At 67.9% G+C, this 23,692-nt stretch carries 21 protein-coding genes and 2 pseudogenes; 14 read left to right on the top strand and 9 right to left on the bottom strand.

Translation table 11 applies throughout. From position 1 onward, the window contains the following. Positions 1-224: 224 nt before the first annotated feature. A complete protein-coding gene (locus tag ACZ7DL_RS36490; RefSeq protein WP_470781011.1) occupies positions 225-419 on the bottom strand; it encodes a hypothetical protein in 195 nt (64 codons plus the stop codon). Between the two features lie 51 nt (positions 420-470). Here ACZ7DL_RS36490 and ACZ7DL_RS36485 point away from each other — a divergent pair, with 51 nt between their 5' ends. The 6 genes and pseudogenes from ACZ7DL_RS36485 (at position 471) to ACZ7DL_RS36460 (ending at position 5,366) form a co-directional block, all read left to right on the top strand. Further along, positions 471-677 (top strand): hypothetical protein, encoded by a 207-nt coding sequence (locus ACZ7DL_RS36485; RefSeq protein ID WP_470781009.1) that lies wholly within the window; start codon positions 471-473, stop codon positions 675-677. A gap of 750 nt (positions 678-1,427) precedes the next feature. Then, positions 1,428-1,970, top strand: a complete 543-nt coding sequence (locus ACZ7DL_RS36480; RefSeq protein WP_470781007.1) for an RNA polymerase sigma factor — start codon at positions 1,428-1,430, stop codon at positions 1,968-1,970. 286 nt (positions 1,971-2,256) lie between these two features. Continuing rightward, positions 2,257-2,829 (top strand): GTP-binding protein, encoded by a 573-nt coding sequence (locus ACZ7DL_RS36475; protein ID WP_470781052.1) that lies wholly within the window; start codon positions 2,257-2,259, stop codon positions 2,827-2,829. 471 nt (positions 2,830-3,300) lie between these two features. Continuing rightward, a pseudogene (locus tag ACZ7DL_RS36470) lies at positions 3,301-3,450 on the top strand (Tn3 family transposase); the annotation flags it as partial. A gap of 99 nt (positions 3,451-3,549) precedes the next feature. Then, a complete protein-coding gene (locus ACZ7DL_RS36465; RefSeq protein ID WP_470781005.1) occupies positions 3,550-4,356 on the top strand; it encodes a MerR family transcriptional regulator in 807 nt (268 codons plus the stop codon). Next, positions 4,353-5,366, top strand: coding sequence for a BtrH N-terminal domain-containing protein (locus tag ACZ7DL_RS36460; protein ID WP_470781003.1), 1,014 nt, complete (start codon positions 4,353-4,355; stop codon positions 5,364-5,366). Before ACZ7DL_RS36465 ends, ACZ7DL_RS36460 begins: the two co-directional genes overlap by 4 nt. Positions 5,367-5,880: 514 nt before the next feature. On the opposite strand, the gene ACZ7DL_RS36455 is transcribed toward ACZ7DL_RS36460, so the two are convergent. Next, positions 5,881-6,105, bottom strand: a complete 225-nt coding sequence (locus tag ACZ7DL_RS36455; RefSeq protein WP_470781001.1) for a hypothetical protein — start codon at positions 6,103-6,105, stop codon at positions 5,881-5,883. A gap of 352 nt (positions 6,106-6,457) precedes the next feature. On the opposite strand from ACZ7DL_RS36455, the gene ACZ7DL_RS36450 reads away from it, so the two are divergent. Next, positions 6,458-6,955 (top strand): hypothetical protein, encoded by a 498-nt coding sequence (locus ACZ7DL_RS36450; protein WP_470780999.1) that lies wholly within the window; start codon positions 6,458-6,460, stop codon positions 6,953-6,955. Between the two features lie 305 nt (positions 6,956-7,260). Here the strand turns inward: ACZ7DL_RS36450 and ACZ7DL_RS36445 are convergent, their stop codons facing one another. Both ACZ7DL_RS36445 and ACZ7DL_RS36440 read right to left on the bottom strand, forming a co-directional pair. Next, positions 7,261-8,196, bottom strand: a complete 936-nt coding sequence (locus tag ACZ7DL_RS36445) for an endonuclease/exonuclease/phosphatase family protein (RefSeq protein WP_470780997.1) — start codon at positions 8,194-8,196, stop codon at positions 7,261-7,263. Between the two features lie 428 nt (positions 8,197-8,624). Continuing rightward, positions 8,625-9,722, bottom strand: a complete 1,098-nt coding sequence (locus ACZ7DL_RS36440; protein WP_470780995.1) for a LacI family DNA-binding transcriptional regulator — start codon at positions 9,720-9,722, stop codon at positions 8,625-8,627. Between the two features lie 246 nt (positions 9,723-9,968). Between ACZ7DL_RS36440 and ACZ7DL_RS36435 the strand changes: the two genes are divergently transcribed. The 5 genes from ACZ7DL_RS36435 (at position 9,969) to ACZ7DL_RS36415 (ending at position 17,018) form a co-directional block, all read left to right on the top strand. After that, a complete protein-coding gene (locus tag ACZ7DL_RS36435; protein WP_385790943.1) occupies positions 9,969-10,886 on the top strand; it encodes a carbohydrate ABC transporter permease in 918 nt (305 codons plus the stop codon). Positions 10,887-10,888: 2 nt separating this feature from the next. Further along, positions 10,889-11,836: a carbohydrate ABC transporter permease gene (locus tag ACZ7DL_RS36430; protein ID WP_030147258.1), complete on the top strand. Its 948-nt coding sequence runs from the start codon at positions 10,889-10,891 to the stop codon at positions 11,834-11,836. Between the two features lie 56 nt (positions 11,837-11,892). After that, entirely contained in the window at positions 11,893-13,236 is a 1,344-nt protein-coding gene (locus ACZ7DL_RS36425) for an ABC transporter substrate-binding protein (RefSeq protein WP_470780993.1), read from the top strand. 675 nt (positions 13,237-13,911) lie between these two features. After that, positions 13,912-15,405 carry a ricin-type beta-trefoil lectin domain protein gene (locus ACZ7DL_RS36420; protein ID WP_470780991.1) on the top strand — a complete coding sequence of 498 codons (1,494 nt, stop codon included), beginning with the start codon at positions 13,912-13,914 and terminating at the stop codon, positions 15,403-15,405. Positions 15,406-15,569: 164 nt separating this feature from the next. Then, complete coding sequence (locus tag ACZ7DL_RS36415) at positions 15,570-17,018, top strand: GH1 family beta-glucosidase (RefSeq protein WP_470780989.1); 1,449 nt, start codon at positions 15,570-15,572, stop codon at positions 17,016-17,018. A 579-nt stretch (positions 17,019-17,597) separates the two neighbouring features. Here the strand turns inward: ACZ7DL_RS36415 and ACZ7DL_RS36410 are convergent. Then, positions 17,598-17,894: pseudogene (locus tag ACZ7DL_RS36410) on the bottom strand (helix-turn-helix domain-containing protein); the annotation flags it as partial. A 948-nt stretch (positions 17,895-18,842) separates the two neighbouring features. On the opposite strand from ACZ7DL_RS36410, the gene ACZ7DL_RS36405 reads away from it, so the two are divergent. Together ACZ7DL_RS36405 and ACZ7DL_RS36400 are read left to right on the top strand one after the other, a co-directional pair. Next, positions 18,843-19,100: a hypothetical protein gene (locus ACZ7DL_RS36405; RefSeq protein ID WP_470780987.1), complete on the top strand. Its 258-nt coding sequence runs from the start codon at positions 18,843-18,845 to the stop codon at positions 19,098-19,100. 128 nt (positions 19,101-19,228) lie between these two features. After that, complete coding sequence (locus ACZ7DL_RS36400) at positions 19,229-19,804, top strand: hypothetical protein (RefSeq protein ID WP_470780985.1); 576 nt, start codon at positions 19,229-19,231, stop codon at positions 19,802-19,804. Between the two features lie 65 nt (positions 19,805-19,869). On the opposite strand, the gene ACZ7DL_RS36395 is transcribed toward ACZ7DL_RS36400, so the two are convergent. The 4 genes from ACZ7DL_RS36395 to ACZ7DL_RS36380 are packed head-to-tail and all read right to left on the bottom strand — an operon-like array spanning position 19,870 to position 22,095. Beyond that, positions 19,870-20,640: a transposase gene (locus tag ACZ7DL_RS36395; RefSeq protein ID WP_470780983.1), complete on the bottom strand. Its 771-nt coding sequence runs from the start codon at positions 20,638-20,640 to the stop codon at positions 19,870-19,872. A 29-nt stretch (positions 20,641-20,669) separates the two neighbouring features. Beyond that, on the bottom strand, positions 20,670-21,158 hold the full coding sequence (locus tag ACZ7DL_RS36390) for a hypothetical protein (RefSeq protein WP_470780981.1): 489 nt from the start codon (positions 21,156-21,158) through the stop codon (positions 20,670-20,672). Between the two features lie 60 nt (positions 21,159-21,218). Then, positions 21,219-21,686: an SMI1/KNR4 family protein gene (locus tag ACZ7DL_RS36385; protein WP_470780979.1), complete on the bottom strand. Its 468-nt coding sequence runs from the start codon at positions 21,684-21,686 to the stop codon at positions 21,219-21,221. Positions 21,687-21,696: 10 nt separating this feature from the next. Continuing rightward, a complete protein-coding gene (locus tag ACZ7DL_RS36380; RefSeq protein WP_470780977.1) occupies positions 21,697-22,095 on the bottom strand; it encodes a hypothetical protein in 399 nt (132 codons plus the stop codon). Positions 22,096-23,692 lie beyond the last annotated feature (1,597 nt).

The following is a 23,692-nucleotide window of genomic DNA, read 5'->3' as shown; positions in this document are numbered from 1 at the left end:
TGCCGGCCATCGCAGTCTTTCCCGGCTGCCCGAGAGCATGTGGGTGCTCGCGGTTGCTCATCAGGCACTCGAAAAGGAAGCCGTGAAAGGCCACTTGTCCGCGGTCCTTGGGATCCAGGGTGGGGGTTGCCGGTTACCTGGAGCGGGCGGGTGCCGACGTAGAAGGTGAGCTCGCTGTCGCTGATGGTGATGCTTTCCTTGACCCAGCCGTGTCCTCGGTAGGTTTACAGGAAGGAGTTCATGCGGTCTGCGAAGAGGGCGCAACGGTCGGCCGGGGAGAGGCCGACGGCTTGGTGCGGGGGCTGGGCCTCGGTGATGTCGTTCAGGGCCTGCTGGGCTGATGCGACGGTCTGGGTGGCCTCGATGCGGCGTTGCAGGATCTCTTCGATAGCCGGGAAGGCGGTCATCTCCTGTTCCATCTGCGCGATGTTCCCGGCGAGGTCTTCCAGTGCGGTCGTGAAGGAGGCCAGTTGGGCAGCTCGTTCGTTGTTGATGCGCTTGGCCAGTTCGGCTTGCTGCTGTTCCAGGTGAGTGCGGCGTTCGGGGGCGGTTTGCAGATCGCTGGCAGTGCGGGCGATGACGTCTTGCAGTCTGCCAGTTCTGATTCCGAGGAGCAGACTTCAACCTGGGCGCGGCGTCGGCGTTGGTCGTCGCTGACGGGCTCGTTGCAGAGGTAGCAGGCGTCGTCGTCGTGGGGACGGCGTGGATCGGCATTTTGTTCGCAGGCGGGGCAGAGCCGGACAGGCTTCCTTCTTGTTATTGACGACCGATGCCCGTTTTGTGGCCAGGGTGTCCCCTCCGCGTCAGCGGGGTTGCTCCGATGGACGGCGCACAGCTCGCCAACACCGCAGCATCAGGTCTGGTCGCCCTGTGCTGCCTCACGCGGTCATCCCGCTGCCATCCGACCAGACCGGCCACCGTCTGCGGCGGTGCTTGCCGAGGAGGTCACCCCGCCCGGCATCGTCCGGGCGCCTACAAGCAGCGGCAAACATCGTCGAACGATGCGTCTTCCACCTTCGGTCGGTGGCGCCGCCTGACCACGCGAACCGACAAGCCCGCGATCGCCTGCCGGGCCGCACTTCACCTCGTCCCCGTCCTCATCCGGGCACAGCGCCGACCAAAGGAAAAGAACCTAGACGGTGACGGTCTCCCGATCCTCTATCGGGTGTGCGGAGTACCGGTAGGGAGAACGGCGGACGGGATGGGTGAGCACACGTGGCTTGTGGTCTTCACGGGGTTGCCCGTGCTGGGCACCGTGTTGGGCGCAATCGCATACTGGTTACGGGAGCGGGCTCGTTGGACCGCTGTGACAGCTGTGCTCAGGCAGGCGCATCACGGAACGCGGGTGCGTTTCAAAGCGGTCGACGGCCTGGGCGGGGCGACAACGGAGTGGGAGATCACCCTTCCCTCAACGGCTGGGAGCCACGATGAGCCCAGCCTGTGATGAACCGCTGCCGAGGTCGGAGGGGGCAGCACGGGAGAGGCAGATCGAGGATCTGTATGCCTCCTTTCACGAGGAAGTGCTGCGCAAGGCCACGCTCGCTGCCGCAGGTTGCACCGCGGACGCCTGGGACGCTGCCCAGCACGCTTTCATCCAAGCGTGGCAGCACCTCCAGCGGACCGACATCGACAACTGGGCCGGCTGGTTGGTGAAAACGGCCGTCCGGCATGTGGTGTTCCATCGCCGTCGCCATGCCCGCCACGTGCCGCTACAAGACACCGACCCTGTGGACAACCAGGTCCTGCTGGAGGACCACGTGGTACTCAAAGAGACTTACCAAGGCATCTTGGAGGCGATTGGGCACCTCAGCGAACGACAGCGCCAAGCGCTGGTTCTGGTTCACATCGCCGATTGCTCGACCGCCGAGGCGGCCGCCGACATGGGGGTGTCCCCCAGCACCGTACGAAACCTCATTCACCAGGCCCGGGCTCGGTTGAAGTCCGCGATCGGGGAGGCGAACCATGACTGACGACGCCACCACGCCGCAGGACAACACTCTCGACCGTGCCCTGCAGGACACCGAAGCTGCCGTGGGGCAAGCCCTGGGCGCCGTCTTCGACTCCCACGCCGGTCTCGAACAGATCAAGCAACGCATCCGCCAGGTGGCGCAGCGTCCCAGCCCGCCAGAACCTGAGGCCCAGACCGTGCTGCAGGCCGAGGAAGCCCACGACCGTCGGACCGACTGGCCGGAGGCGCCGCACAACGCGGCCACCGAAACACCTGTTTCCGACCGACGCTCAGACGGTGACCCATCCCTGGTCCAGCCCGCTGTGCTCAAAATCTTGGTGGCCGGCGGTTTCGGCGTGGGCAAGACCACCTTCGTCGGCTCAGTCAGCGAGATCGAGCCGTTGTCCACCGAAGAGGTGCTCAACAAGACGGGCCTCACGACAGGCGATACAAGTGATGCGGATGGGAAGCGCACCACCACGGTGGCAATGGACTTCGGGCGCATCACGCTCCAGGAAGACCTCGTGCTGTATCTCTTCGGCACGCCCGGGCAGGATCGCTTCCAGTCGGTGTGGGACGACCTCGCCGCAGGTGCCCTGGGCGCGATCGTGCTCGCCGACACCCGTCGCCTGGAGCACTGTTTCGCCGCCGTCGACTACGTCGAGCAGCGTTCCATCCCCTTCGTGATCGGCGTCAACTGCTTCGACGGAGCGGCCCACTACCCCGCCGAGGACGTCCGCCAGGCCCTCGGCGTCGGCCCTGAGGTGCCGGTCCTGCTGTGCGACGCGCGGCAGCGCGTGTCCGTCACGAAGGTCCTCGTCTCGGTCGTGCGCCACGCGATGCCGCAGGCGATCGAAGAGCGCGAGGGCGTCAGGACCTGACGGGTCCCTCACCGCCGGCGCGCACGTCACGATCGCGCACGGGGACAGCCCGTGCCCTCACCGGCAGGGTACGGGCTCCCCCCCCCAGCGGAACGTGCGCGGTCTCCACGCCTTGCAGCCGGTGCGCGCAGCAGCTGCTCGCCCGCCGTCCATGACGATCCGCCTTCCAGCCACCACCGGCAATGCGGGCTTGGACAGGCCGTCTTGGGCTTGCCCGCCTGGTCGGCCGCCGCGGCTTGCCCGGGTCAGGTGCGGAAGCGGCAGAGCCAGCCGCCAAGCCTCCTGGCCCGCACCGCGTACCGGATCGAGTGCGGCACCGCTTCGGGCCGGCGTCCGGCAACGACCCGAAGCTCGAGGACCCGCTCGGCCGGTACGTGATCACGACGTTCGTGAAGGGCACGAACATGACCTTCGCCGAGGCGTCCCGCCACATCGCCGGCGTCTCCGGCCACGAGCTGTGCGGCCCGCCGGCACATGACCACCGTGAAGCTCAACGAGGCGATCGGGGACGTCGTGGACCTGCACGCCGAGCTCGACCTGTCCCGCGCGTGGGGCAACGGCACCACCGCCGCAGCCGACCGCACCCACATGGACCCTACGGTGCCCTGCCGGAGGCTGTGACCGACTACTCGAAACGACGGCCACGAGTCGGGCGTCCTCGAGTCAGCTCATCGACTCAGCGCTGGACTCTCCCACCGTGGGAGAGTCCACCATTGTGGCGTGCAAGACGAACTTCTCACCATCGGGCGCTTCGCCCGCCTGTGTCGCCTCAGTGTGAAGCAGCTGCGGCACTACGACGAGTCCGGTCTGTTGGCGCCGGCCCGTGTGGACGCCGGCTCCGGCTACCGCTACTACGCACCCGAACAGGCGCGTGATGCCCTGACCATCGCCCTGCTGCGCGAGATGAACCTTCCCCTGGCCGTAATCGCCCAGGCGCTGGCTGCTGGGCCTGAGCGCAGGGCAGGCATCCTGCGCGCTGAGCGTGACCGGCTGGCCGAGCGGATCAGCAGGGACCAGGCCCGGCTGGAGATGCTGGAGCGGCTGGCAGAGGGAGGTCTGCCCGGCTATGAGGTGACACTGGGCAGGGAGCCGGAGCAACAGCTGGCAGTGGTACGAGCGGTCTGCACCCCCGCGGAGATCGGGGACAGGGTCGGGGAGTGCGTAGGCCGGCTGCTGCCCGTACTCGGCAGGACGGGTATCGCATGGAAGCCACCGCTGTGGGGGCTGTATCCGCTGGACCTGGAAGAGCGGATGGAGATCACCGTCGGAGCGCAGACCCCGCGTGGGGAAGGCATGCCCGGCCTGGAATTCGAGGTGCTGCCCGGCGGATTCGTTGCCGAGACCATGCACATCGGGCCCTACTCGCAACTGCCGTTGGCTTACAACGCGCTCTTCGCCGCCATCCACGAGCGCGGACTGCGCCCGCAGGCACCCGTACGCGAGGCGTATCTCGTCGGACCGGCAGACGCACCGCAAGAAGAACTGATGACCCGACTGATCATCCCCGTCCAGGAGAGCACGGCATGACCACGGTAGTAGGCATCGATGCACGCGGTGCGCAGCACTGCGAGACGACAGCCCTGGGGGTGCTGCTGCGGCACCGAGGACTTGATCTGTCCGAGCCCATGCTGTTCGGTCTCGGCTCCGGTCTGTCCTTCATCTACTGGGACGGCAAGAACATGGGCTTTCCCTTCCTCGGGGGGCGGGTCAAGCCTTTCGACCTCACCAGAAACCTGGCCACCAGGCTCGGGCTGGAGCTCCTGATCCAGGAGACTGCCTCCCCGCGCAAGGCATGGGGCAACGTGGCGGCCTCGATTCGCGCCGGCCACCCCGTCGGACTCCAGCTCGACAGCTACTACCTGGACTATTTCGGTTCGAAGGTCCACTTCGGCGGCCACGTCGTCGCCATGTACGGCTACGACGACAGCAACGCCTTCCTGGTGGACACCGACCAGCAAGGAGGAGCGGTCTCAACCAGCCTGACCAGCCTCGCCCGGGCCAGGGCAGCACGTGGCCCGATGACCGCCAGGCACCGGTCCTTCGCCCTCGCCGCTCCGACAAACCTGCCCGCCCCTCACGGGCAGATCGTCCCCGCCATCACCGCCTGCGCAGACGCCTTCCTCAACCCGCCCATCGCCAACCTCGGCCACCGCGGCATCGAAAAGGCCGGCAAGCTGGTGCGCACATGGCTCCAGCGCACCGACAACCCACAGCGAGACCTGCCACAGGCCGCCCTTTTGATGGAGAAGGCCGGCACCGGCGGCGCCCTGTTCCGCAACCTCTACCGCGACTTCCTCGCCGAATGTACGGAACTGCTCGACAGTAGCCACCTGCGTACCGGCCGCACGCTGTACGCCGAGGCAGCCACCATGTGGACGGACGTAGCAGCACTGATCAAGAAGGCTGGTGAATCGGGCGATGCGCAGTGCCTCGTCCAGGCCGGCTCGGCCCTTGGCGATCTCTCACGTATAGAGCGCGAGGCCATGCAAGCACTGAGCCGCCTGGGGAGTGAGACCTCAAGCATGATTCGTCCCTGACAGCCTTCAATGGACCCTCGTTCATCGAAGATCGCCGCACGGGTAGCCGGAAGGCCCTCAGACCTTCACACTCCCTCAAGAACCTTGATGGTTCAACAACCCGAGATCACCGTTGCCTGCCAGGGTTCCGGGCGTGAGCACGCCACTTGAAGCCGACGCCTTCGACCTCCTGGTCGCCGCACCCCCAGGCCTGACCGAAACCCGCATCGGTCGCGCGCGGGTGTCCACCGGCTGCCAGAAAGCTCGACCGTCAGATCGACGCCCCCACCGCCGGCGGGCGCTTGAACTTTCACGTCCCTCCGGGGCCTATGAGGCGCGGCGGCAGACGGTGGCGGGGCCGATGACGCCCGGGCCGTACTTGTCACGGAACGCGGTCGACCGCCTTCTCCGCGACCATGCGCGCCTCACGGCCGGTATCGGGGCTGATCTGCCGGGCAGCCTTCGGTGTCGATGACGTCCTCGCTCTTCAGCCTGATCCGGGTCAGACGGCCGCGCTGAAGGCCGGCGGCGTCCATCAACTGGCACGCGGGGGGCGCAGGTCGTCGTCATGCCCGGACGGCTCGGGCAGACGGCGGGTCTTCTCCCACTGGCCACCACAGGCGAAGGCGAGCTGGAGGCTGAGGGCGCGGACGGCCTGGCCGCGGTGGCGCGGCAGCAGCCCGAGGTCGACGACGAGGCGGAGCAGGGCGCCGCGGACGTCGGCGCTGTCCAGGACGTGCCGCTCGAGGATGTGCCGCACGGTCGCGGAGGCGGGCAGGGCGCGGGGGACGGCCAGAGGGGGGTCGATGCCGCGCGCGGTCGACGGCGGTGCGGCCGAGCCGGCCGCCGAGCAGCCGCTGCACCGTTGGCGGACTGACCGCGGCGAGCAGGCCGACCGAGTGGATGCGCTTGAGTTGGCGGAGGTGAGCGCCTCAGTTGGCGGGCAGTGTAGCGATGGAGGTCATAAACTGTGCGTCTTTCAGCGACAAGGTTCTCCCGCTTCGCCGAGTACATGGAACCTACGGTTCATACTCGGCCTACTGACAGCTCGCCTGTGTGGTAGCTCTGCGAGGATGAGGAAGCCATGGCCTTGAACCGCAGGTAGGGATCCCGTGAACGAGGTACAAGAAGGGCTGTGTTTCGCGGGCCCCGCCCAGATAACCGTGTTCGTGATCGGCGCAGGCAACGAACCGCTGCCGCCGGAGGCTTTCAACCTCGCCGGACTCGTGCCCGACGAGGTGCGCCCGTTCATGCTGGAGGGGCAACCGGAAGAGATCGCGCCGCTCGGCCTCATGTCGTACGACCTCACTTTTCGCGACATCTCACTTGATCTGCACACCTACACGTGCCAGGTCCTGCGCCGCCTGTCCGCGGATGGCCGGGCCGCGGCCTGGGCCGGCTTCGAGGGGTCGTTCCATTACGACCACCTCCTCACCGAGGACATCTCCTCTTCGGTCTACGGCTACTGCGTGGGCGGCGCGGACCCCGTGGCCTCATGGGACATGGCTACCCTGCGCAGCGCCGCCTGGAAGGAAGCCATAGCCGAGACCCGCGCGGCTCTGGAGGAGCTGCTTCCCCGGCCCTTGACCAAGGCGAATGTGACCAAGTAGGACGCTCAGTCGCAGTCATCGACTTGCTCGGACGGTCCAAAAGGGACGCCGTCCTGGCCCGTCTACGCTGCCTGATCCCTCGGCGGGGTCAGGCAGCGTCTTCGACGCCTCATCCCGCCCGGCACGCGGCTCCAAGCGCCCTGCAAGGGTCGGGCGGCCGCGGGCCGGCGGGCGACGGCCCGGCTGCGACCACCGTACGGAGCGGGCAGGGCGCGACCGATTACCGCTTCGGGGGTTCGGTGGTCGGCTGATGCAGACCGGCCGTTGACGGCCTGCCTCCCTGCCCTTGACAGGCAGCGCGGAGGTCAGGCGCTCGGACGCACGACGCCCCGCAGCATCCAGTGATCGCTGAGACGGCCGACGTCATAGCTCCTCGACCCGACGTAGATGGGTCGACCTTGCACCAGGTCCCAGCCGCGGTCGCTGAAGAAGATGTAGTCGAGCTTGTCGCCGGCCACATTGCGGCATCCCTTGAGGTACCAGGGACCCGTGGTGGTGCACTTCTCATCCCAGTCGGCCTCGAAGTTGCCACTGCCCAGGAGCCGAATTGCACTGTCGGTGGGCTTCAGGTTGAGGTCGCCGCCGATGATGGTGCGGTAGCCGCCGTTCTGCCAGTTCCGAGCTTGGTTTCGGAAGTCCCGCGCGGAGGCCCTGCGCATCTGCTTGGTCGGGTCGGCTTTGGCGTTGGCGAAATGACTGGTGCAAACGAGCAGTTTGTTGCCGCGGTCCTCGAGGCATGCAGCGCCCTGCGTGTGCTTTCCCCTGGGTTCCGAGGTGCTGGTGAAGGTCATGTCCCACCCCGGTTTGCCCTGGTCGTCGTAGACGATGTCGTTGCCCGGGAGCTTCTTCATCGCGACGGCTACGCCTGCGTCCAGCTTGCCTGTCCTTGGGCATCGGACGGGGTTATCCGTTCCCGGAGCTTTGGCGGTACGGTGGCGGACCACCCACTCGCCGGCCCCGGCTCGATTCAGCGCGGCCTGAAGCGGCGTCGAGTGCAGGCTGTTGCAGGCTTCCTGAATCATCACGACAGCGATCGAGCGGTCGCTCCGGACCCGGCTGACCAGTTCCTTGATCTTGCCTCGGCTGGTTCCCGGACAGCTGGGGCTGCCGTCACGACTGAGGGCTCCGCAGATATTCCATGTCAGTACACCGACCCTGGTCGGTATGCTGCGCGGCGCCGCATCAACAATCCTTGCCGATGGCGAGTGGTCGGGCGTCTGCGCGCCTGCCAGCTGTGGCACAAGTGCTAAGTAGCTGTTGTCTTTCTGATCTTGAGAGATGCGCGTCGAACGGGAGTCCCGATTAGGTGGTCCTGGGTGCTTGGGGGCGCGTTCGCATCCCGCGGATCCGGGGTGACCCCCGCGCCGACGGTGTTGCCGCCGTCCGGAGCCAGCACCGTGTTGACCCGCCTGCGGGCGATCGCCCACTCCTGCCATTCCAGCTCGGCCGCGGCCAGCTCGGCCTGGATACGGCAGCCTCCTCACGCAGCCCGTCGACTCGACGGCGAGCGGCGAACTCGTACTGTTTCCAGTAGCCCGACCCCGACGGCATTCGAGGCCTCCCGGCGAGCGACAACACAACAGGCCACAGCTCCCACGGAATCACCGACCTCAAGTTTGACCAGCTGAAACGCCGTCCTCAAGTTCGGCAAGCCAACAGCCACCCACCCTTACCGCTTCAGGGGCGGCGGCGCCGTGCTGCTTCTGACCACCAGGCGGGTGGGAACGATGTCCGTGCCGGATCGAGGGACGTCGTGTTCGTGGATCTGCCGCAAGACCTCCTGGGCACTTTTCCGGCCCACCTCGGCGAAGTCCTGGTGGACGGTGGTCAGGGGCGGGGCGAAGTGGGCGGCATCGGGGAGGTCGTCGAAGCCGACCACGCTGATGTCGCCGGGGACGGCCTTGCCTCGTTCTTGGAAGGCGTGCAGGAGACCGAGTGCCATCTGGTCGTTGGAGGCAAACACCGCGGTGCAGTCCGGCTCTTGTGCGAGTTCGAGGCCGGCCGCGTAGCCCGATTCGGCGGTCCAGTCGCCGTGCAGGGGCGGTGGCACAGGCCGTCCGGCTTCCTCGAGCACGGTCTGCCATGTCTGGGCTCGGCGCTGGCTTGCGTACGACGTCTCCGGACCGGTCACGTGCCAGACGGTCTCATGTCCGAGTTCCAGCAGGTGGCTGATGGCCTCTCGGGTGCCGCCGGCCTGGTCGGTATCGACCACGCGATAGCGGTCTCCGGCGTCGGAGTCCACGACGACCACGCGCACGCCGGGCGGCAGCTTCACGGTTCCCGCGTCAAGCAGGTGGACCTCGATGAAGACGATGACTGCGTCGACGGCCAGTTCGCCCATCCGGGTGAAGGCGCCCAGCACACTGTCCTGGGTCGGAATATCGACGGGGATCACCGTGATCGCGTATCCCTCGGCCGCGGCCTGGGCCGCGATCGCTTGCACGGTGTCGCTGTGGCCGGTGGCGGAGAGGCTGTGGAGGATCACGCCGATGGTCTTGAACTGCCCGTACCTGAGGGCGCGCGCGGCACTGTTGGGCCGGTAGCCCAGTTCCCGCATCGCAGCCTGCACCCGCTCCCGGGTCGAACCGATCACGCTGGGATGGCCGTTGGCCACCCTGGACACGGTCTGACGTGAAACGCCGGCAAGCGCGGCGACGTCGGCCCTCGTGACGTGCTGCCTTTGGCGCCCGCCCGGTACGGCCGAACCGACTTGCTGTGCGCCCACCGCAGGACCAGGATCCTGCTGTCCCAGCTCACTCAGGTCCATCGAGCCTTCGCTCCTGTCTGTCCACTCGTCGCCGTCCGCTGAAGGCTGGGGCGGAAGTTTTAACGTGCGAGAAACCTTGACCTCCCACTGTGACGGGTGCCACGCTACCGCATCATGTTCACGTGACCAACCGTCTGCGGGCTGAATGGTCACGTGAACAAGGTTCGGATCGGTGCCGCTGAGCCGGACTCGATGTTCACGTGACCACGCAGTGTGGTCAGCGTTCGCGCAGCAAGGAGTGAAGCGGTGGTCGCAGCACCACAGGCAGGGGTTCTAGGTGCCAGGAGGCCATCGGCCTCGAGACGGCGGTCATGGGTCGGCTGGCGGTTCGTCGGGCCGTTCGTGGCGGTGTTTGCGCTGGTCTTCCTCGCACCGATCGGCTACTCGATCTACCTGAGCCTGTTCCGTACCCGGCTGATCGGCGGAACGGCCTTCGTCGGTGCCGACAACTACACCGAGGTGCTGGGGGACGCGCAGTTCTGGTCCGCCTTCGGGCGGGTGGCGGTCTTCCTGGCCGTGCAGGTCCCGATCATGTTGCTCCTCGCGCTTCTGCTGGCCCTGGCGATCGACAGCGGCCGCCTGTACGGGGCGGGCTTCTTCCGGATCTCGGTGTTCCTGCCTTACGCGGTGCCGGCCGTCGTCGCAACGCTGATGTGGGGCTTCATGTACGGAACCCGGTTCGGCCTGGTCGGCAACATCAATGAGGCGTTCGGGATCTCGCTTCCCGACCCGCTGTCGCCCGATCTGGTCCTCGCGTCGATCGGCAACATCGTGACCTGGCAGTTCGTGGGCTACAACATGCTGATCCTCTACTCGGCGCTGAGGGTGGTCGATCCGGCGCTGTACGAGGCCGCGGAGATGGACGGGGCCGGGCAGCTGCGGATCATCTGGGCGATCAAGCTCCCGGCGCTGCGCGGGGCTCTGTCGATCGCGACGATCTTCTCGATCATCGGCAGTTTCCAGCTGTTCAACGAGCCGAGCGTCCTCAAGAGCCTGGCGCCCAATGCGATCACGTCCTACTTCACGCCAAACCTCTACGCCTACTCGCTGTCGTTTGCCGGACAGAAGTTCAACTACTCGGCCACGGTCGCCATCGTCATGGGTGTGATCACGATGATCATCGCCTACGCCGTCCAGCTGCGCGGCCTGCGGAAGGAATCCTGATCATGGCGACCACGACTCCCCGCGTCGGGCACAAGCCGCGCACGGCACGGCACGCGGGTGCCTCTTCGGGCCCGCTGGTGGTCCGCCCCGCCCGGCGCGCCTCCCGCCGGAAGAGGCGCAGCGCCACGCTGACCGCCCTGACGGTGATCATGCTGGTGTACACGTTGCTGCCGCTGGCGTGGCTGGCGATCAACGCGACCAAGACGCAGAAGGGGCTGTTCGACTCCTTCGGCCTGTGGCTGGATGGCGACTTCGCCCTGTTCGGCAATATCGCCGACACCTTCAGCTACAACGACGGGATCTTCACCCGCTGGCTGCTCAACACCGTGCTGTATGTGGTGGTCGGGGCGGGCGGCGCTACGTTCCTCGCGACGCTCGCCGGATACGGGCTGGCCAAGTTCGACTTCCCCGGCAAGAAGGCCGTGTTCGCGACTGTCATCGGAGCGGTCGCGGTGCCCGGTACCGCACTGGCGGTTCCCACCTTCCTGATGTTCTCCGAGATGGGGCTGACCAACACCCCGTGGGCGATCATCATCCCGTCGCTGGTCTCGCCGTTCGGCCTCTACCTGATGTGGACCTTCGCCACCGACGCCGTCCCGAAAGAGATCCTGGAGTCGGCGCGCGTCGATGGCGCCGGCGAGTTCCGCACGTTCTTCCGGATCAGCCTGCCGATGCTGGCGCCGGGAATCGTCACCGTTCTTCTCTTCAACGTGGTCGCGACCTGGAACAACTACTTCCTGCCGCTGATCATGCTGAAGGATCCCGACTGGTACCCGCTGACCCTCGGCCTGAACAGCTGGAACGCCCAGGCTTCCACCGTGGGTGGCGAAGCGGTCTTCAATCTCGTGATCACTGGATCACTGCTCACCATCGTCCCGCTGATCGTGGCGTTCCTGCTGCTCCAGCGGTACTGGCAGTCCGGCCTGTCCGCCGGGAGCGTCAAGGGCTGATCTGCGCCCGCCGACTGCAACCCCTCCCAGGCACACCGCACGAAAGGGAACACCCCATGACGAGAACCCGTCGTCACGCCCTGCTGCTGGGCGCCGCGGCCCTGTCGGTGGCACTCACCGCCACTGCCTGCAGCTCCTCCGGCACCGAGGACTCGGGCAGCGCCAAGCCTGCGTCCAACGCCGACATCCAGGCCGCCCTGAACGCCGGGGGCGAGATCACGGTCTGGGCCTGGGACCCGACGCTGAAGAAGGTCGTCAGCGATTTCGAGGCCAAGTACCCCAAGGTCAAGGTCAACCTGGTCAATGCCGGTACCAACAACGACCAGTACACCGCGCTGCAGAACGCGGTCAAGGCCGGATCGGGTGTCCCCGACGTCGCCATGATCGAGTACTACGCCCTGTCGCAGTTCTCGCTCGCCAAGTCCCTCACCGACCTCAGCGCCCTGGGTGCGGACAAGCTCAAGGGCACCTTCTCCGCCGGCCCGTGGAGCGCCGTCCACGCCGGCACCGAGGGTATCTACGCCCTGCCGATGGACTCCGGCCCGATGGCCTTGTTCTACAACAAGGAGGTCTTCGACAAGTACAAGATCAAGGTGCCGGCCACCTGGGAGGAGTACATCGCCGCGGCCAAGAACCTGCACAAGGCGGACCCCAAGGCGTATCTCACCGCCGACACCGGCGACGCCGGCTTCACCACCAGCATGATCTGGCAGGCCGGCGGAAGGCCGTACACCGTGAACGGAACCCAGGTCGGTGTGAACTTCGACGACGCCGGGACCAAGAAGTTCACCACCGCCTGGCAGCAGCTCATCAGCGACAAGCTGCTCGCGCCGGTCCCCCCCTGGAGCGATGCGTGGTACAAGGGCCTCGGCGACGGCACGATCGCCTCCCTCGTCACCGGCGCATGGATGCCCGCGCCCCTCGCATCGGGCGTCAAGGCCGGCGCCGGCAAGTGGCGTGTGGCGCCCATGCCGCAGTGGAAGAGCGGGCAGGAGGCCACCGCCGAGAACGGCGGCAGCTCGCTGGCCGTCATGCAGGCCAGCACCAAGAAGAAGCTCGCCTACGCCTTCCTCAAGTACGCCACCGTCGACGAGGGCGCGCAGACCCGCGTCGACGCCGGGACGTTCCCCTCCACCACCAAGCAGCTGAAGTCCCCGGACTTCCTCAATAAGAAGGACCCGTACTTCGGCGGCCAGAAGATCAACGAGGTGCTCGCCGAGTCGGCCAACGACGTCCTCATCGGATGGTCGTACCTGCCCTTCCAGGTCTACGCCAACAGCATCTTCAACGACAACGTCGGCAAGGCCTACGTCAGCGACACCACCCTGCAGGACGGCCTCAAAGCCTGGCAGGACGCCTCCCGCAAGTACGGCCAGGAACAAGGCTTCACCGTCAAGTAACACGCCCCCGGCCCGTGTCCCGCCCGCCTGTTGGCGGGACAGCAGGACCGTCCAACGGCACTTCTTCGCACCTCCACCCTGAGGGCACGAGGCCGCACGACCGGCCGCCAACGGCCGCCGCTGACGACGACCTCAGCGACCCGCCCCCACCATCGCCCCGCCGGCCACCTGACAGGCCGGCGGGGTCCCACCCCGGGCTCACCAAGCCACACGCGGCCTCCCTCCCCCATGCCCTGAGCCGCCCGTACCCGAAGGAGCAACCCGGATGCGCGGACGCTCGCCCAGCATCCTGCCCAGGCCACCGCCCGCGCGGATTCGGGCACCGGTGGTCGCGATCACCGCGGTCGGCCGCGCAGCCGCCAACAGCATCCCGTGCCCGCCGCCCCGAGCAAGGACACTCAGCGGGCGGTGACAACGCCGTAGCGGGCCCCACCCGCAGTGGCCCCTTCTCCACAACAAAGGCCGTGCCCGCCAGCCCAAAGCGAGCACGTCAACTCAGCCGACCCCACGTTCCCCGGCCGCCCGGCGCCCATCACCACCTCGCGCCGTGCCTTCTCCGGAACACACCCAGGCGACACCACCGCATCACAACCGCCCACCGCGGCAGATCGCTTCGTGGCGCCCAAGGCGGCAACGACCGCCTGCACAGAGCCGCATGCAGAAAAGGAACACGACATGCCCAACTCCCAACGCACCCGGCCAGGTCCTCATTCCGCCGTACTGCCTCCCGCCCGTACCCACTTCCTCCGCCGCGCGCTGGCCTGCCTCGCGGCCGCACTGATCGCCGCGCCGATCACCATGCTGTCCACCGCGTCGCCGGCGGCGGCGGAAACCAACCCGACGGACGCCAGCAAGTTCAAGGGCGTGAACTGGGCCGTGCCGGGGGACAACTATGTCCACGGCGCCGTCGTCCCCGAGGGGTTGGACAGCTCCGACAGCTACGACACCGTCAAAGCCAAGGCCAACTCCATCCTCGGCGGATTCCAGAGCACGCTCGGCGCCAACACCGTCCGGCTGCCGATCAACACCCACTCCGTCCCCGGCACGACGTGGGGCGACAAGTACACCGGCGCCATCGACGCCGCAACCGCCAAGGGCTTCAAGGTCATCCTCTCCTACTGGGAGGACGATGCGGCCCAGAGCGGCAGGATCACCGATATGGCCGCCTTCAACTCGATGTGGGACGCGGTCATCGGTAAGTACGGCTCCAACAGCCTGGTCTACTTCGAGCCGATGAACGAGCCCAACGGCTACAGCGCCACCGACTGGGCGAACCTCGCCGCCAAGTGGATCACCGACCGCCCCTCGGTCCCCAAGAACCGGATCATCGTGAGCGGACCCGGCTCGAACGACTACGTCACGACCGTGTGCGCCGACTCCCGCCTCGACGGGACCTACCTCTCGCTCCACCACTACGCCTTCGGTAAGCCGGCGAAGACCTACAGCGAGTGGGTCACCGACTTCAAGAGCAAGGTCGGCACCTGCGGCACGCGTACCATCCTGGACGAGTTCGGCGCGCCGATGGACACAGGTCTCAACTACAACGACGCTACGAGCACCGACAACTTCGTGCGGTACCTGCGTGCCGACACCGACACCGCCCGTTCCCTCGGCATGGGCGCGGTCTACTGGCCGGCCCTCGGCGGTAAGCGCATCGACCGGCCCACCTACGACTGGTACTCCCTGTTCGACCTCAAGGGCAGCGGCACCAACCTGGCGCTGGGCGTTCGCAACATCAGCGGCATCGACCTGCTGAAGTACGCCTGGGGCAGCGACCCCGGCTCGCATATGAGCATCCTGCGCAACGTCGGCAGCGACGGCTGCCTCGACGTCCCCGACCTCAGCCACAACAACGTCCAGGTCCAGGTCTGGGCCCAGTGCTGGGGCGGCGACAACCAGCAGTGGACCCGGACGTCCTCCGGGCAGATCACCGTCTACGGCGGTACGAGCACGAAGTGCCTGGACGCCTACGGAGCAGGCACCAACGACGCCATCGTGGTCGGCACCTATGACTGCAACGGCGGGGCCAACCAGAAGTGGATGTTCTACTCCGACGGCACGATCCGGGGAGTGCAGTCCGGTCTTTGCCTGGACAGGGACGGGGCTACCTCCAAGGTCCAGCTCTGGTCCTGCTGGGGCGGCAACAACCAGAAGTGGCAGACCAGCTGAGAGGCCACCCCCCGCCTGACACACCCACAGGCCGGTCGCGGACGTCAAGAGCCGCGACCGGCCTCATCCCCGGGGCGCTCCCCTCCGGGCCCGAGCAGCGGACCGGTCCATCCACGGTCCCATCGGCACTCCGAACGTCTCCCCACCACGAAGCGAGGAAAGCTGTGCCCCTTGACGACCTGACCGCATTCCACTCCGGCTTTGCCTGGGGAGCGGCCACCTCCGCCTACCAGATCGAAGGCGCGGTCGCCGAGGACGGCCGAGCACCATCCGTCTGGGACACCTTCTGCAAGCAGCCCGGCACCATCGCCGGCGGGGACACCGGCGACATCGCCTGCGACCACTACCGCCGGTGGCCCGACGACGTGGCGTTGATGAAGGCCCTCGGCCTCAACGCCTACCGATTCTCCATCGCCTGGCCCCGCGTCATGCCGGACGGGGACAACCGCGTGAACCCGGCAGGGCTGGCCTTCTACGACCAACTGGTCGACGCACTGCTGGAAGCGGGCCTTGCTCCTCATGCCACCCTCTACCACTGGGACCTGCCGCAGGCCCTCGAGGACCGCGGCGGCTGGCCCGCCCGCGACACCGCCCTGCGATTCGCCGACTACGCCACCGTTGTCGCCGACAGGCTCGGTGACCGGGTCACCAACTGGGCGACGCTGAACGAGCCGTACTGCTCCGCATGGCTCGGCCACCTCCAGGGGGTCATGGCGCCGGGCCGCACCGACCTGACCGCCGCCGTGCGCGCCTCACACCACCTGCTGCTCGCCCACGGGCTCGGCGTCGAGGCCCTCCGGTCCACGGCCTCACAAGCGCGGGTCGGCATCGTCAACATCCTCACGCAGTCCGAGCCCGCGAGCGACCGGCCCGAGGACATCGCCGCCGCCCGCCGCGACGACGGGCACAACAACCGCTGGTGGCTCGATCCCATCCACGGCCGCGGTTACCCGGCCGACATGGTCGAGGTGTACGGGACCGAACCACCCGCCAAACCCGGTGACCTGGAGACGATCGCCGCGCCGCTGGACTGGCTCGGCGTCAACTACTACAAGCGGTCAGTCACCGTCGACGATCCGCAGGGGCCCGCACCGTTCGCCCGTCCCGTCACACCGCCGGGCACACCCCGTACCGGAATGGACTGGGAGGTCCACCCGGACCGGCTGGAACACCTGCTCGTCCGGATCAGCGAGGACTACGCACCGCGATCGATCTTCGTCACCGAGAACGGCTCCGCCTACTCCGACCGTGCAGCGCCCGACGGCAGCGTCCAGGACGTCGAGCGCATCGCCTTCCTGGAGTCCCACCTGGCAGCCTGCGCGCGGGCTGCCCGCCGCGGCGTCCCGCTCGACGGCTACTTCGCCTGGTCCCTGCTGGACAACTTCGAATGGGCCTACGGCTACTCCCAGCGGTTCGGCATCGTCCACGTCGACTACGAGACCCAGACACGCACCATCAAGGACAGCGGCCACCGCTACGCCGAGATCATCCGCGCACACGGGCGCACCACACAACACGCAGCTTCCGTCGCGATTCCCACCCCCGAGAAGAGAGCCTCTATTCGGAGGAGCGGCGCAGTAACTGAAGACCCTCGTCACCAGGGGACTGTCTGACGCTTACATGTCCCGGGCCGACAGGACGCGGCGAAGCGGTGCATGGATGCCGCCGAGGCCGAGGCTCTTGGTAGCTGTTGTTTTTCGATCTTGAGAGAAGCCCGTCGGGCGGGAGTCCCGATTGGGTGGTCGCGGGATGCTTGGCGCATACGGGTGGGGCCTCCTGAACAGCTCGTTGGTATCGAATCACCGAGCAGCAGGAGGCCCTGATGCAGCAGTCTTCCGTATGGAGCTGCTGGTGCTGTCCGCAGCTGCCGGCAGCTCCGCCGAGGACGGGCTGCGCCTGTTCGCGGGCGTGGGTGCGGACAGCGCAGACGCGTATCCCACCATGAACGCTCATCTCCGCGAGTGACCCGCCGTCGACCGATCCGTCACCTCGTTGCTGTTGCTGGTCCGGTACGACGCGGCCGGTGGCCCGCCGCCCCCCACTACAGTCCGAACCGGTCCGCCCCCGGCGGCTCTGAGGGACGGACGGGTGGCTCGGACCTTCGGGCACCCGCCCGCCGGTCCGCTCCCGGCACCCGGATGACGACAGCCTGGACCGGCCGTCCGGCCGCGACGACCTGGCGGCGTGTCAGCGTCGCGGGTGGGAACCAGGGCGCCGTCCACGATGTGCACCGTGCCCGTGCGGAAACGCTGTCGCTGCACGAGTGCGAGCAGTGGGCCGGTGCGGGCGACGATCCGGTTGGCTGGTGACCAAGGAAAAGCCGAACGGCGGGGCGAGTTGCCACAGCGTCAGGTTGGGACGCCGGCAGGCAGCGACGAGCAACACCCGGTCCTGCAGCGGCCATGGGACGTCCCGGCCGTAGCACTTCTGGCTCCTTCACGGCGCAGCATCGTGATCGACTTGCGGAAAGCGCGCGGGCCCAGCCCGATGGACGGGGCCGCCTATGACGGCTCCGACACCGTGAACACTGCTCTCGCACCAAGATCGTCCCAGCACCCGGGGAGCCCAGACTTCCGGAGGTCCCCGCGTGCCGGAATTTCGCTGGGCGGTCTCGTCATCGGCCGGTATCGTGCGGAGCAGGGCCAAGGGGGATGGGCTGGTGCGTCCAGTGCTGTTGGTGGATGTGGACCGACCGCTGAATCCGTACGCCGCGAAGCCGCACCGTCGGCCCGAGGGCTATCAGACGCACCGTCTGCTGACGCCTCGCTGGGAGGCCGCCGAGCGGCGCCGGATGACGGCCGGGCGTTCGCCTGGGTCGACGACGAGATCTCAAGGGCCGATCGTGCCTGGGTGAAGGAACACCACGACGGTCCCGCCTGTCTGCATCGGATCGACCCCCGACGGGGCCCTGCCATCGACGGCTTCGCCGCGCTGACAGCATGGGCGACAAGCCTGGACTGACTCCGCGACGAGTCGCCAACTGCCTGCGACGCCGTTCGGCACGAGCGTTGCGCGACATCCCTTCATCACTGGAATGGGCAAAGTGGCCTTGCCATACTGGTGCGATGTGCTTTCGTGGGGGGACTCCTAACCGGCATTACGTGTGCTTGCCCTGCCGTTCTGCGTTCAAGAAGCGCGGCACGTGGGCAAGCCGATGTCCGCGCTGCGGTGGAGAGTTGATCGATGCGGGCCAGGACCTCGCTGTGCCGAAGCGGTGCGACTCCGCTGGGTGGCGGACGTTGACTGCCCTACTGAACGCGGGTGTCACGTTCCACTCTGGCTGCTGTGACGGGCCCGGCTGGCGGCCACGGACACCCCGCGAGGTACGCGAGCGGCTGGCCGCCGCGGCCGGCACCGGCGTGCCGCTGAGCGTGGCGCTGACGACGGTCGACACTGACGAGCTCCGTTCACGGCACACCGCACGCTGAGTCATCGGCGTGGCCCGTCCCATACTCGGACGCGCGCCGCCCGCCAAGGCCCCCAAGTCGGCCTCCAGCGCCTTCGAGCGGGGCGTCGGCGGCCTCGGCGCAGTACAAGGACCCCACGCTCCCTGGCTCAAGGCCCACGTAGAACGGCTGGAGGACGGGACGGAGGTCAAGCTCGGGGTGTTTCTGCGCTACAGCAAGAGCAGGCGCGGGAGGCCCACCACCGACAAACTCGGCAGTTCCCCGCGCGCTTGGGCGCTGTTGACGTGAGACTCGCCCGCTCGATCGTTCGGTCCCCCACGGTGCCAACGCATAGGTGTTCGTACTCAGGGGGCGGCCGGACCATCCGGGTACTCCAGCGCTTACCCGGCCCTGCCGCCCCCGGCTTGGATCGGCCCATGGCCTACCGCACCGCAACCGCAATCGGCGCCCTCTTCCTCGGCGTCCTCGCCTTCGGCGCCAACGGGTGTACGTCGCTGGAGGGCGGCCCCGTGCGCTCGGCGAGCGAGTACCGAGCGCGCGTGGACGCGACCGAGGAGGCCGGCGTCCGGACCGTCCTGGCGCTCAGCCCGGCGCCCGACCTCGGCGGGCACCGGCCGGACGAGCTCGCGCACGAAGAGGGCAGCAGCTCCTGTGTGGACGACTTCGGCGTCGATGACGGTGACGTCACCCGTGACCAGCCGACCTACAGCTGGGACCTGTACTTCACCGACCCCGCCGCATACCGGGCCGCCGTCGACCACCTGCGGCGCACCTGGCGGCAACAAGGCCTGACGGTGGAGGAGCTACCCGCACCCAAGCAGGGCGAGCCCGGCGCGGGCCTGCCCGGCATCACCACCACCGACGAGGACGGCATCGACCTCACCCTCCGCCCCGACTGGTACTCCGGCAAGCCGACGGTCCGAGCGGACGGCGGCTGCATACGCCACCACGGCGCGTACGACGACGTGGTCGGCGCCGGCGAGAACGGCTAAGGGTTGTCCCGTAAATGATCTCTGAGTCGGCTCGGACTCGGTCACGTGCTGTGCCGCCTTCTCGCTCAGCCAGCAAGGATGAGGTTGTGGAGGCGGGCGATGCCGCGCATGGCGTGGTAGACGCCGTCGCCCTTGAGGCGGCAGTCTCGAAGGATCTTCCAGCTCTTCATGCGGGCAAAAGTGTGCTCCACCCGGGCACGGACCTGCTTGTGTGAGCGGTTGTGCTCCTCTTTCCAAGCCGGGAGTTCGGTCTGTCCACGATCGCGACGGTGCGGGATGACCAGGCCCGTGCCCGGGTAGCCGCCGTCGGCGATCGTGACGGTGTTACCGACGGCCGCCTTGGCTCCGGACTGCTCCCACGCCTTGCAGTCGTTGCGATTGCCGGGCAGGGGCCGGCCGACCACCACGACGAGCCGTGTGTCGGCGTCGATGACGACCTGGTGGTTGGTGGAGTACCGGTAGTTTTTGGACTGCTCGGCGATCGCATGGTCGCGGGTCGGCACCAGGGTGCCGTCCACGATGAGCACGGCGTCGTTGCGGAACCGCTCGCGGGGCCGGAGGGCGAGCCACGGCCCGATGTGGTCGATGATGCGGTCGGCTGCGGACTTCGAGACGCCGAAGAGTGGCGCCAGCTGTCGCAGCATCAGGTTCGTGCGCCAGTACGCAGTCACCAGCAGCACCCGGTCGTCCAACGACAGGCTCCAGGGCCGCCCTTTGCGAACCGGATCCGCGCCCTCGTGGCGCAACGCAGTGATCAGCTTGCGGAAACAGCGCGGGCTCAGTCCGGTGAACGGGGTTATCCAAGACGACTCCGATGCCGTGATCACACCAGCCACGGCGAGATCGTCTCACCCGCGGTTCCGCCTCACCCAGGCGAGGCAGAGTCCCCGGCCGCCCGTCGCTGGCCCGGCCACATGTCGTCATACGCCGCGTCGAAGAACTGCACTTGCGGCGCGCGCAGCGCGGACGCGTCGGCTATCGCACCCCGGGCTGCCTCAGCGAGGCGGGATGCATAACGATAGGCGGCTCCTCGCAAGGGCTCGCTTCTGGCCGCCAGGTCGATCTCCGCATGCGCCAGCCACAGGTCATCGACGAGCCGATCGAGCACGGGATCCGCCGAGGTGTCACCACTGCTCGGCCGCACGAACGCTGCCTTCTCCACCTGCGACGCAAGGCTGAGGAACTTCAGGACGGCGTTCTTCAACTCAGCGCGATGGGCAGCTGACTCCTGCACTTCGAGCTGTCGGGTACTCGCTCGCGAGACCAGGTACTGACCAAACAGCGACCCGCCCGCACCGAGAGCAACACCCGCCAGAGACAACAGTGCCGGCCCCAAGGCTCCCCAAGATCCCATGGCTGCAGTCTCTCAACACCGGTTCACCTCTGGGCGAGTGCCGGGATGTCCGCCGACGGCTCACGCCATGCCAGTTACGGGACAGCCCTCAGCGATACCAGTCGTCCCCGTCGCCCGCCAACGCCCGCCCGAGAAGTCCCTCAGATCCCGCGCCGTCCCTCGGCGGCTGTCGTCCTCGTGGTCCCAGAGGAAGACGTCCACCCGGCGCGGGGCGCGGACCAAGGTGAACTGGTCGCCGCCGCCGTTGTCGCCGAAGAACAGCAGCGCCTCGAAGGGCATGGACAGCTCGGCCAGGCACGCGTCGTTCCAGAAGGCGAGGTTCTGCTTGACGATCTGATCCAGCGGCCAGACAGTGCCCACGCCGTCCGGTCCCACGATCCCGTCGGTCTCCCCCGGCCGGCCCGCCAGCTCGGCCGGGAGCGGGAGGGGACACCCCAGGGCCCGCTCCGCCGCGGCCAGCGCCTCCGAGCCGACAGGCTCACCGAACTCCGCCTCCAGGCAGACCCCACGCGCAATCTCTCGCCACATCCCGCCCAGCCTAGGCGTCTCTCTCCTCCCCCACCGTCCAGCAGGGCGAATCCCTCGGGGGCGCCGGCCGCAGTGGCAGCCGGGCGAAGTCGATGCCGGCGTCGGCGTTGGGGTCTCCCGTCGGCAGGCGGTCCTGTTCGTCCGGTCGGTAGTACGCGCCGTACGCCCAGAACTCCGGCACCTCGTGCGCCATGATCCGCACGCCGCGAGCGTCCTGCCCGTACGTCGCGTTGATCCTCGCCACGGCCTCCGCGCGCGAGGTCCCGCAGCGTTCGATCAGTACGTCCGCCATCTCCCGGAAGTAGGCCAGCATCTCCGCGTCGAGCGCGACCAGGTACTCCGTGTCCGACGACGCCTCCCCTGGTCCCCGCGCCTCCCCCGCACCCCAGCCCGCCTGCAACTCGTCCACCGTTCACCTATCCGAGAAAGGGCCAGTCGCACCTGGCTCGAGCACCGTCGCGAACCGGCGCCGTCGGTCAGCGCCTAGATCAAACCATTCTGGCGGTGCATACGCCCGCATGAAGGCGACACCCCCTGTCCCCTGCCCGGGTCGATCGGTGTTCCCTTCCCAATCAAACACAGTGTGGTGGCACAGGGCTCGGGCGTCAGGAGGGGACACCGGCGGGAACGCGCCCGGCCGGGCAAAGGCGTACTTGTAAGCCGTCGTATCCCTGTTTCCGGTGAGCCGACAGGGACACGGCAGCGCACACCACGTAGCGTCCGTCCCTGTCGTGGTGACGGCATGCGAGCACAGCGAACGCACCCGAAGCGTGCCGTTGCAGACCAGTTCGGCCAGGGGTGTTGCGCTGAAGACCGAACGCGCCGGGTCAGCGAGTACGGGCGCCGGGCATGCGCCGGTACTCGCCGACCCGGCGCGCGGGGCTCACCTCCACGACTGCCGGGGTGCGACGGAGGTGGTCATTGCACTCGGAACGGACATCCATAGCGGTGGTTGCCCTGCCCCCGAGTGGGCCACGGTGGCTCGGAAACAGGAGGGAACGCCGGACGTCGGCGCCGTCACCATCTCGTCCCGTCCTGCGGAGGACGGGTGAACTGGTCGGATGCGGATACCCAGGGCATCACCCGTGCCAGGTCTCGGTGGACGCGGTCGGCTTCACTGCGCACTTGGGCGGGTATGTCGCCGCGCTCGGCGATGAGACGGCTGAAGATGGGGGTTTCCTGGAACACGCTGCAGTCTTCTTTCTACTGGATGGCGAACCGTCGGTCAGTGCTGGGTGCTTACAGGCGCGTGGGACAGAAATGGTTGATCAAGTCGGCGAAGACCCTCCTGGGCGCCTGCGCGCAGCAGGGCATGCGGGCTCTTGCTCGGTGGCACCCTGAATCCCCGTCAGATGCACGGCGATGTCCACGTGCAGGAAGGCGGGGAGTACCAAGGTGCTCGTGCATTCGAGTTCGCGAGTGGGTCATGCCCGGCACCCTACGGCGTGGCAGTGACAGGTGCGCCTCCAGCCCTTCGAACGTGAGGTGCCGCGCCCGAGGCAGGCCAGGCGGGCACCGCTCTGCCGGTGCCGCCGACACTTGCCGGTCCTGCACCATCGAGTACTCGGTGACCACTTGGGCTGCCGAACACGGCCCACTCCACACAACACCCCGGCCACAGCTCGCCGCGTACCTCGAACGGGAGGTCCGTACGCTCTGGCAGCCGCAGATCCACGCACGGGCCGGACAGGCCGCGGCCGCCACGGCCGGCATCGTGATCGATGTTCAGGCCCGTTTCGGCCACACCGCCGCCTCGGGTGGCGCAGGCGTGGCGGCGGCGGGCTCCTTGGCTGAGCCGGCCGCGTTCGCCTGCCGGCCGTACACCGCACGGCGCGCGGGCCAGGTGGTCCGGGCGGTGCTTACGTGCCGCGCTGGCAGTGGGCGTCCGTGCGGCACGGACGGCGGTTGCCGGACTCGGCGCCCGCACCCGAGGCCGCCTGCCGCCTGCCGCCTGCCGCCGACGGGGGCCCGGTCTACGACAAGGCAGGCGAGCCTGCCAACGGGGC

This window comes from Streptomyces sp. NPDC036984, assembly GCF_055607665.1.
The sequence above is the reverse complement of the archived record's forward strand: the minus strand, read 5'-3'. Positions and strand labels throughout refer to the sequence as shown.

Excerpts from the sequence above, each read along its gene's own strand:
- ACZ7DL_RS36490 (WP_470781011.1), bottom strand. The coding sequence starts at position 419 with ATGGAACAGGAGATGACCGCCTTCCCGGCTATCGAAGAGATCCTGCAA.
- ACZ7DL_RS36480 (WP_470781007.1), top strand. The coding sequence starts at position 1,428 with ATGAGCCCAGCCTGTGATGAACCGCTGCCGAGGTCGGAGGGGGCAGCA.
- ACZ7DL_RS36460 (WP_470781003.1), top strand. The coding sequence starts at position 4,353 with ATGACCACGGTAGTAGGCATCGATGCACGCGGTGCGCAGCACTGCGAG.
- ACZ7DL_RS36440 (WP_470780995.1), bottom strand. The coding sequence starts at position 9,722 with ATGGACCTGAGTGAGCTGGGACAGCAGGATCCTGGTCCTGCGGTGGGC.
- ACZ7DL_RS36430 (WP_030147258.1), top strand. The coding sequence starts at position 10,889 with ATGGCGACCACGACTCCCCGCGTCGGGCACAAGCCGCGCACGGCACGG.
- ACZ7DL_RS36425 (WP_470780993.1), top strand. The coding sequence starts at position 11,893 with ATGACGAGAACCCGTCGTCACGCCCTGCTGCTGGGCGCCGCGGCCCTG.
- ACZ7DL_RS36420 (WP_470780991.1), top strand. The coding sequence starts at position 13,912 with ATGCCCAACTCCCAACGCACCCGGCCAGGTCCTCATTCCGCCGTACTG.
- ACZ7DL_RS36400 (WP_470780985.1), top strand. The coding sequence starts at position 19,229 with ATGGCCTACCGCACCGCAACCGCAATCGGCGCCCTCTTCCTCGGCGTC.
- ACZ7DL_RS36390 (WP_470780981.1), bottom strand. The coding sequence starts at position 21,158 with ATGGGATCTTGGGGAGCCTTGGGGCCGGCACTGTTGTCTCTGGCGGGT.
- ACZ7DL_RS36385 (WP_470780979.1), bottom strand. The coding sequence starts at position 21,686 with ATGTGGCGAGAGATTGCGCGTGGGGTCTGCCTGGAGGCGGAGTTCGGT.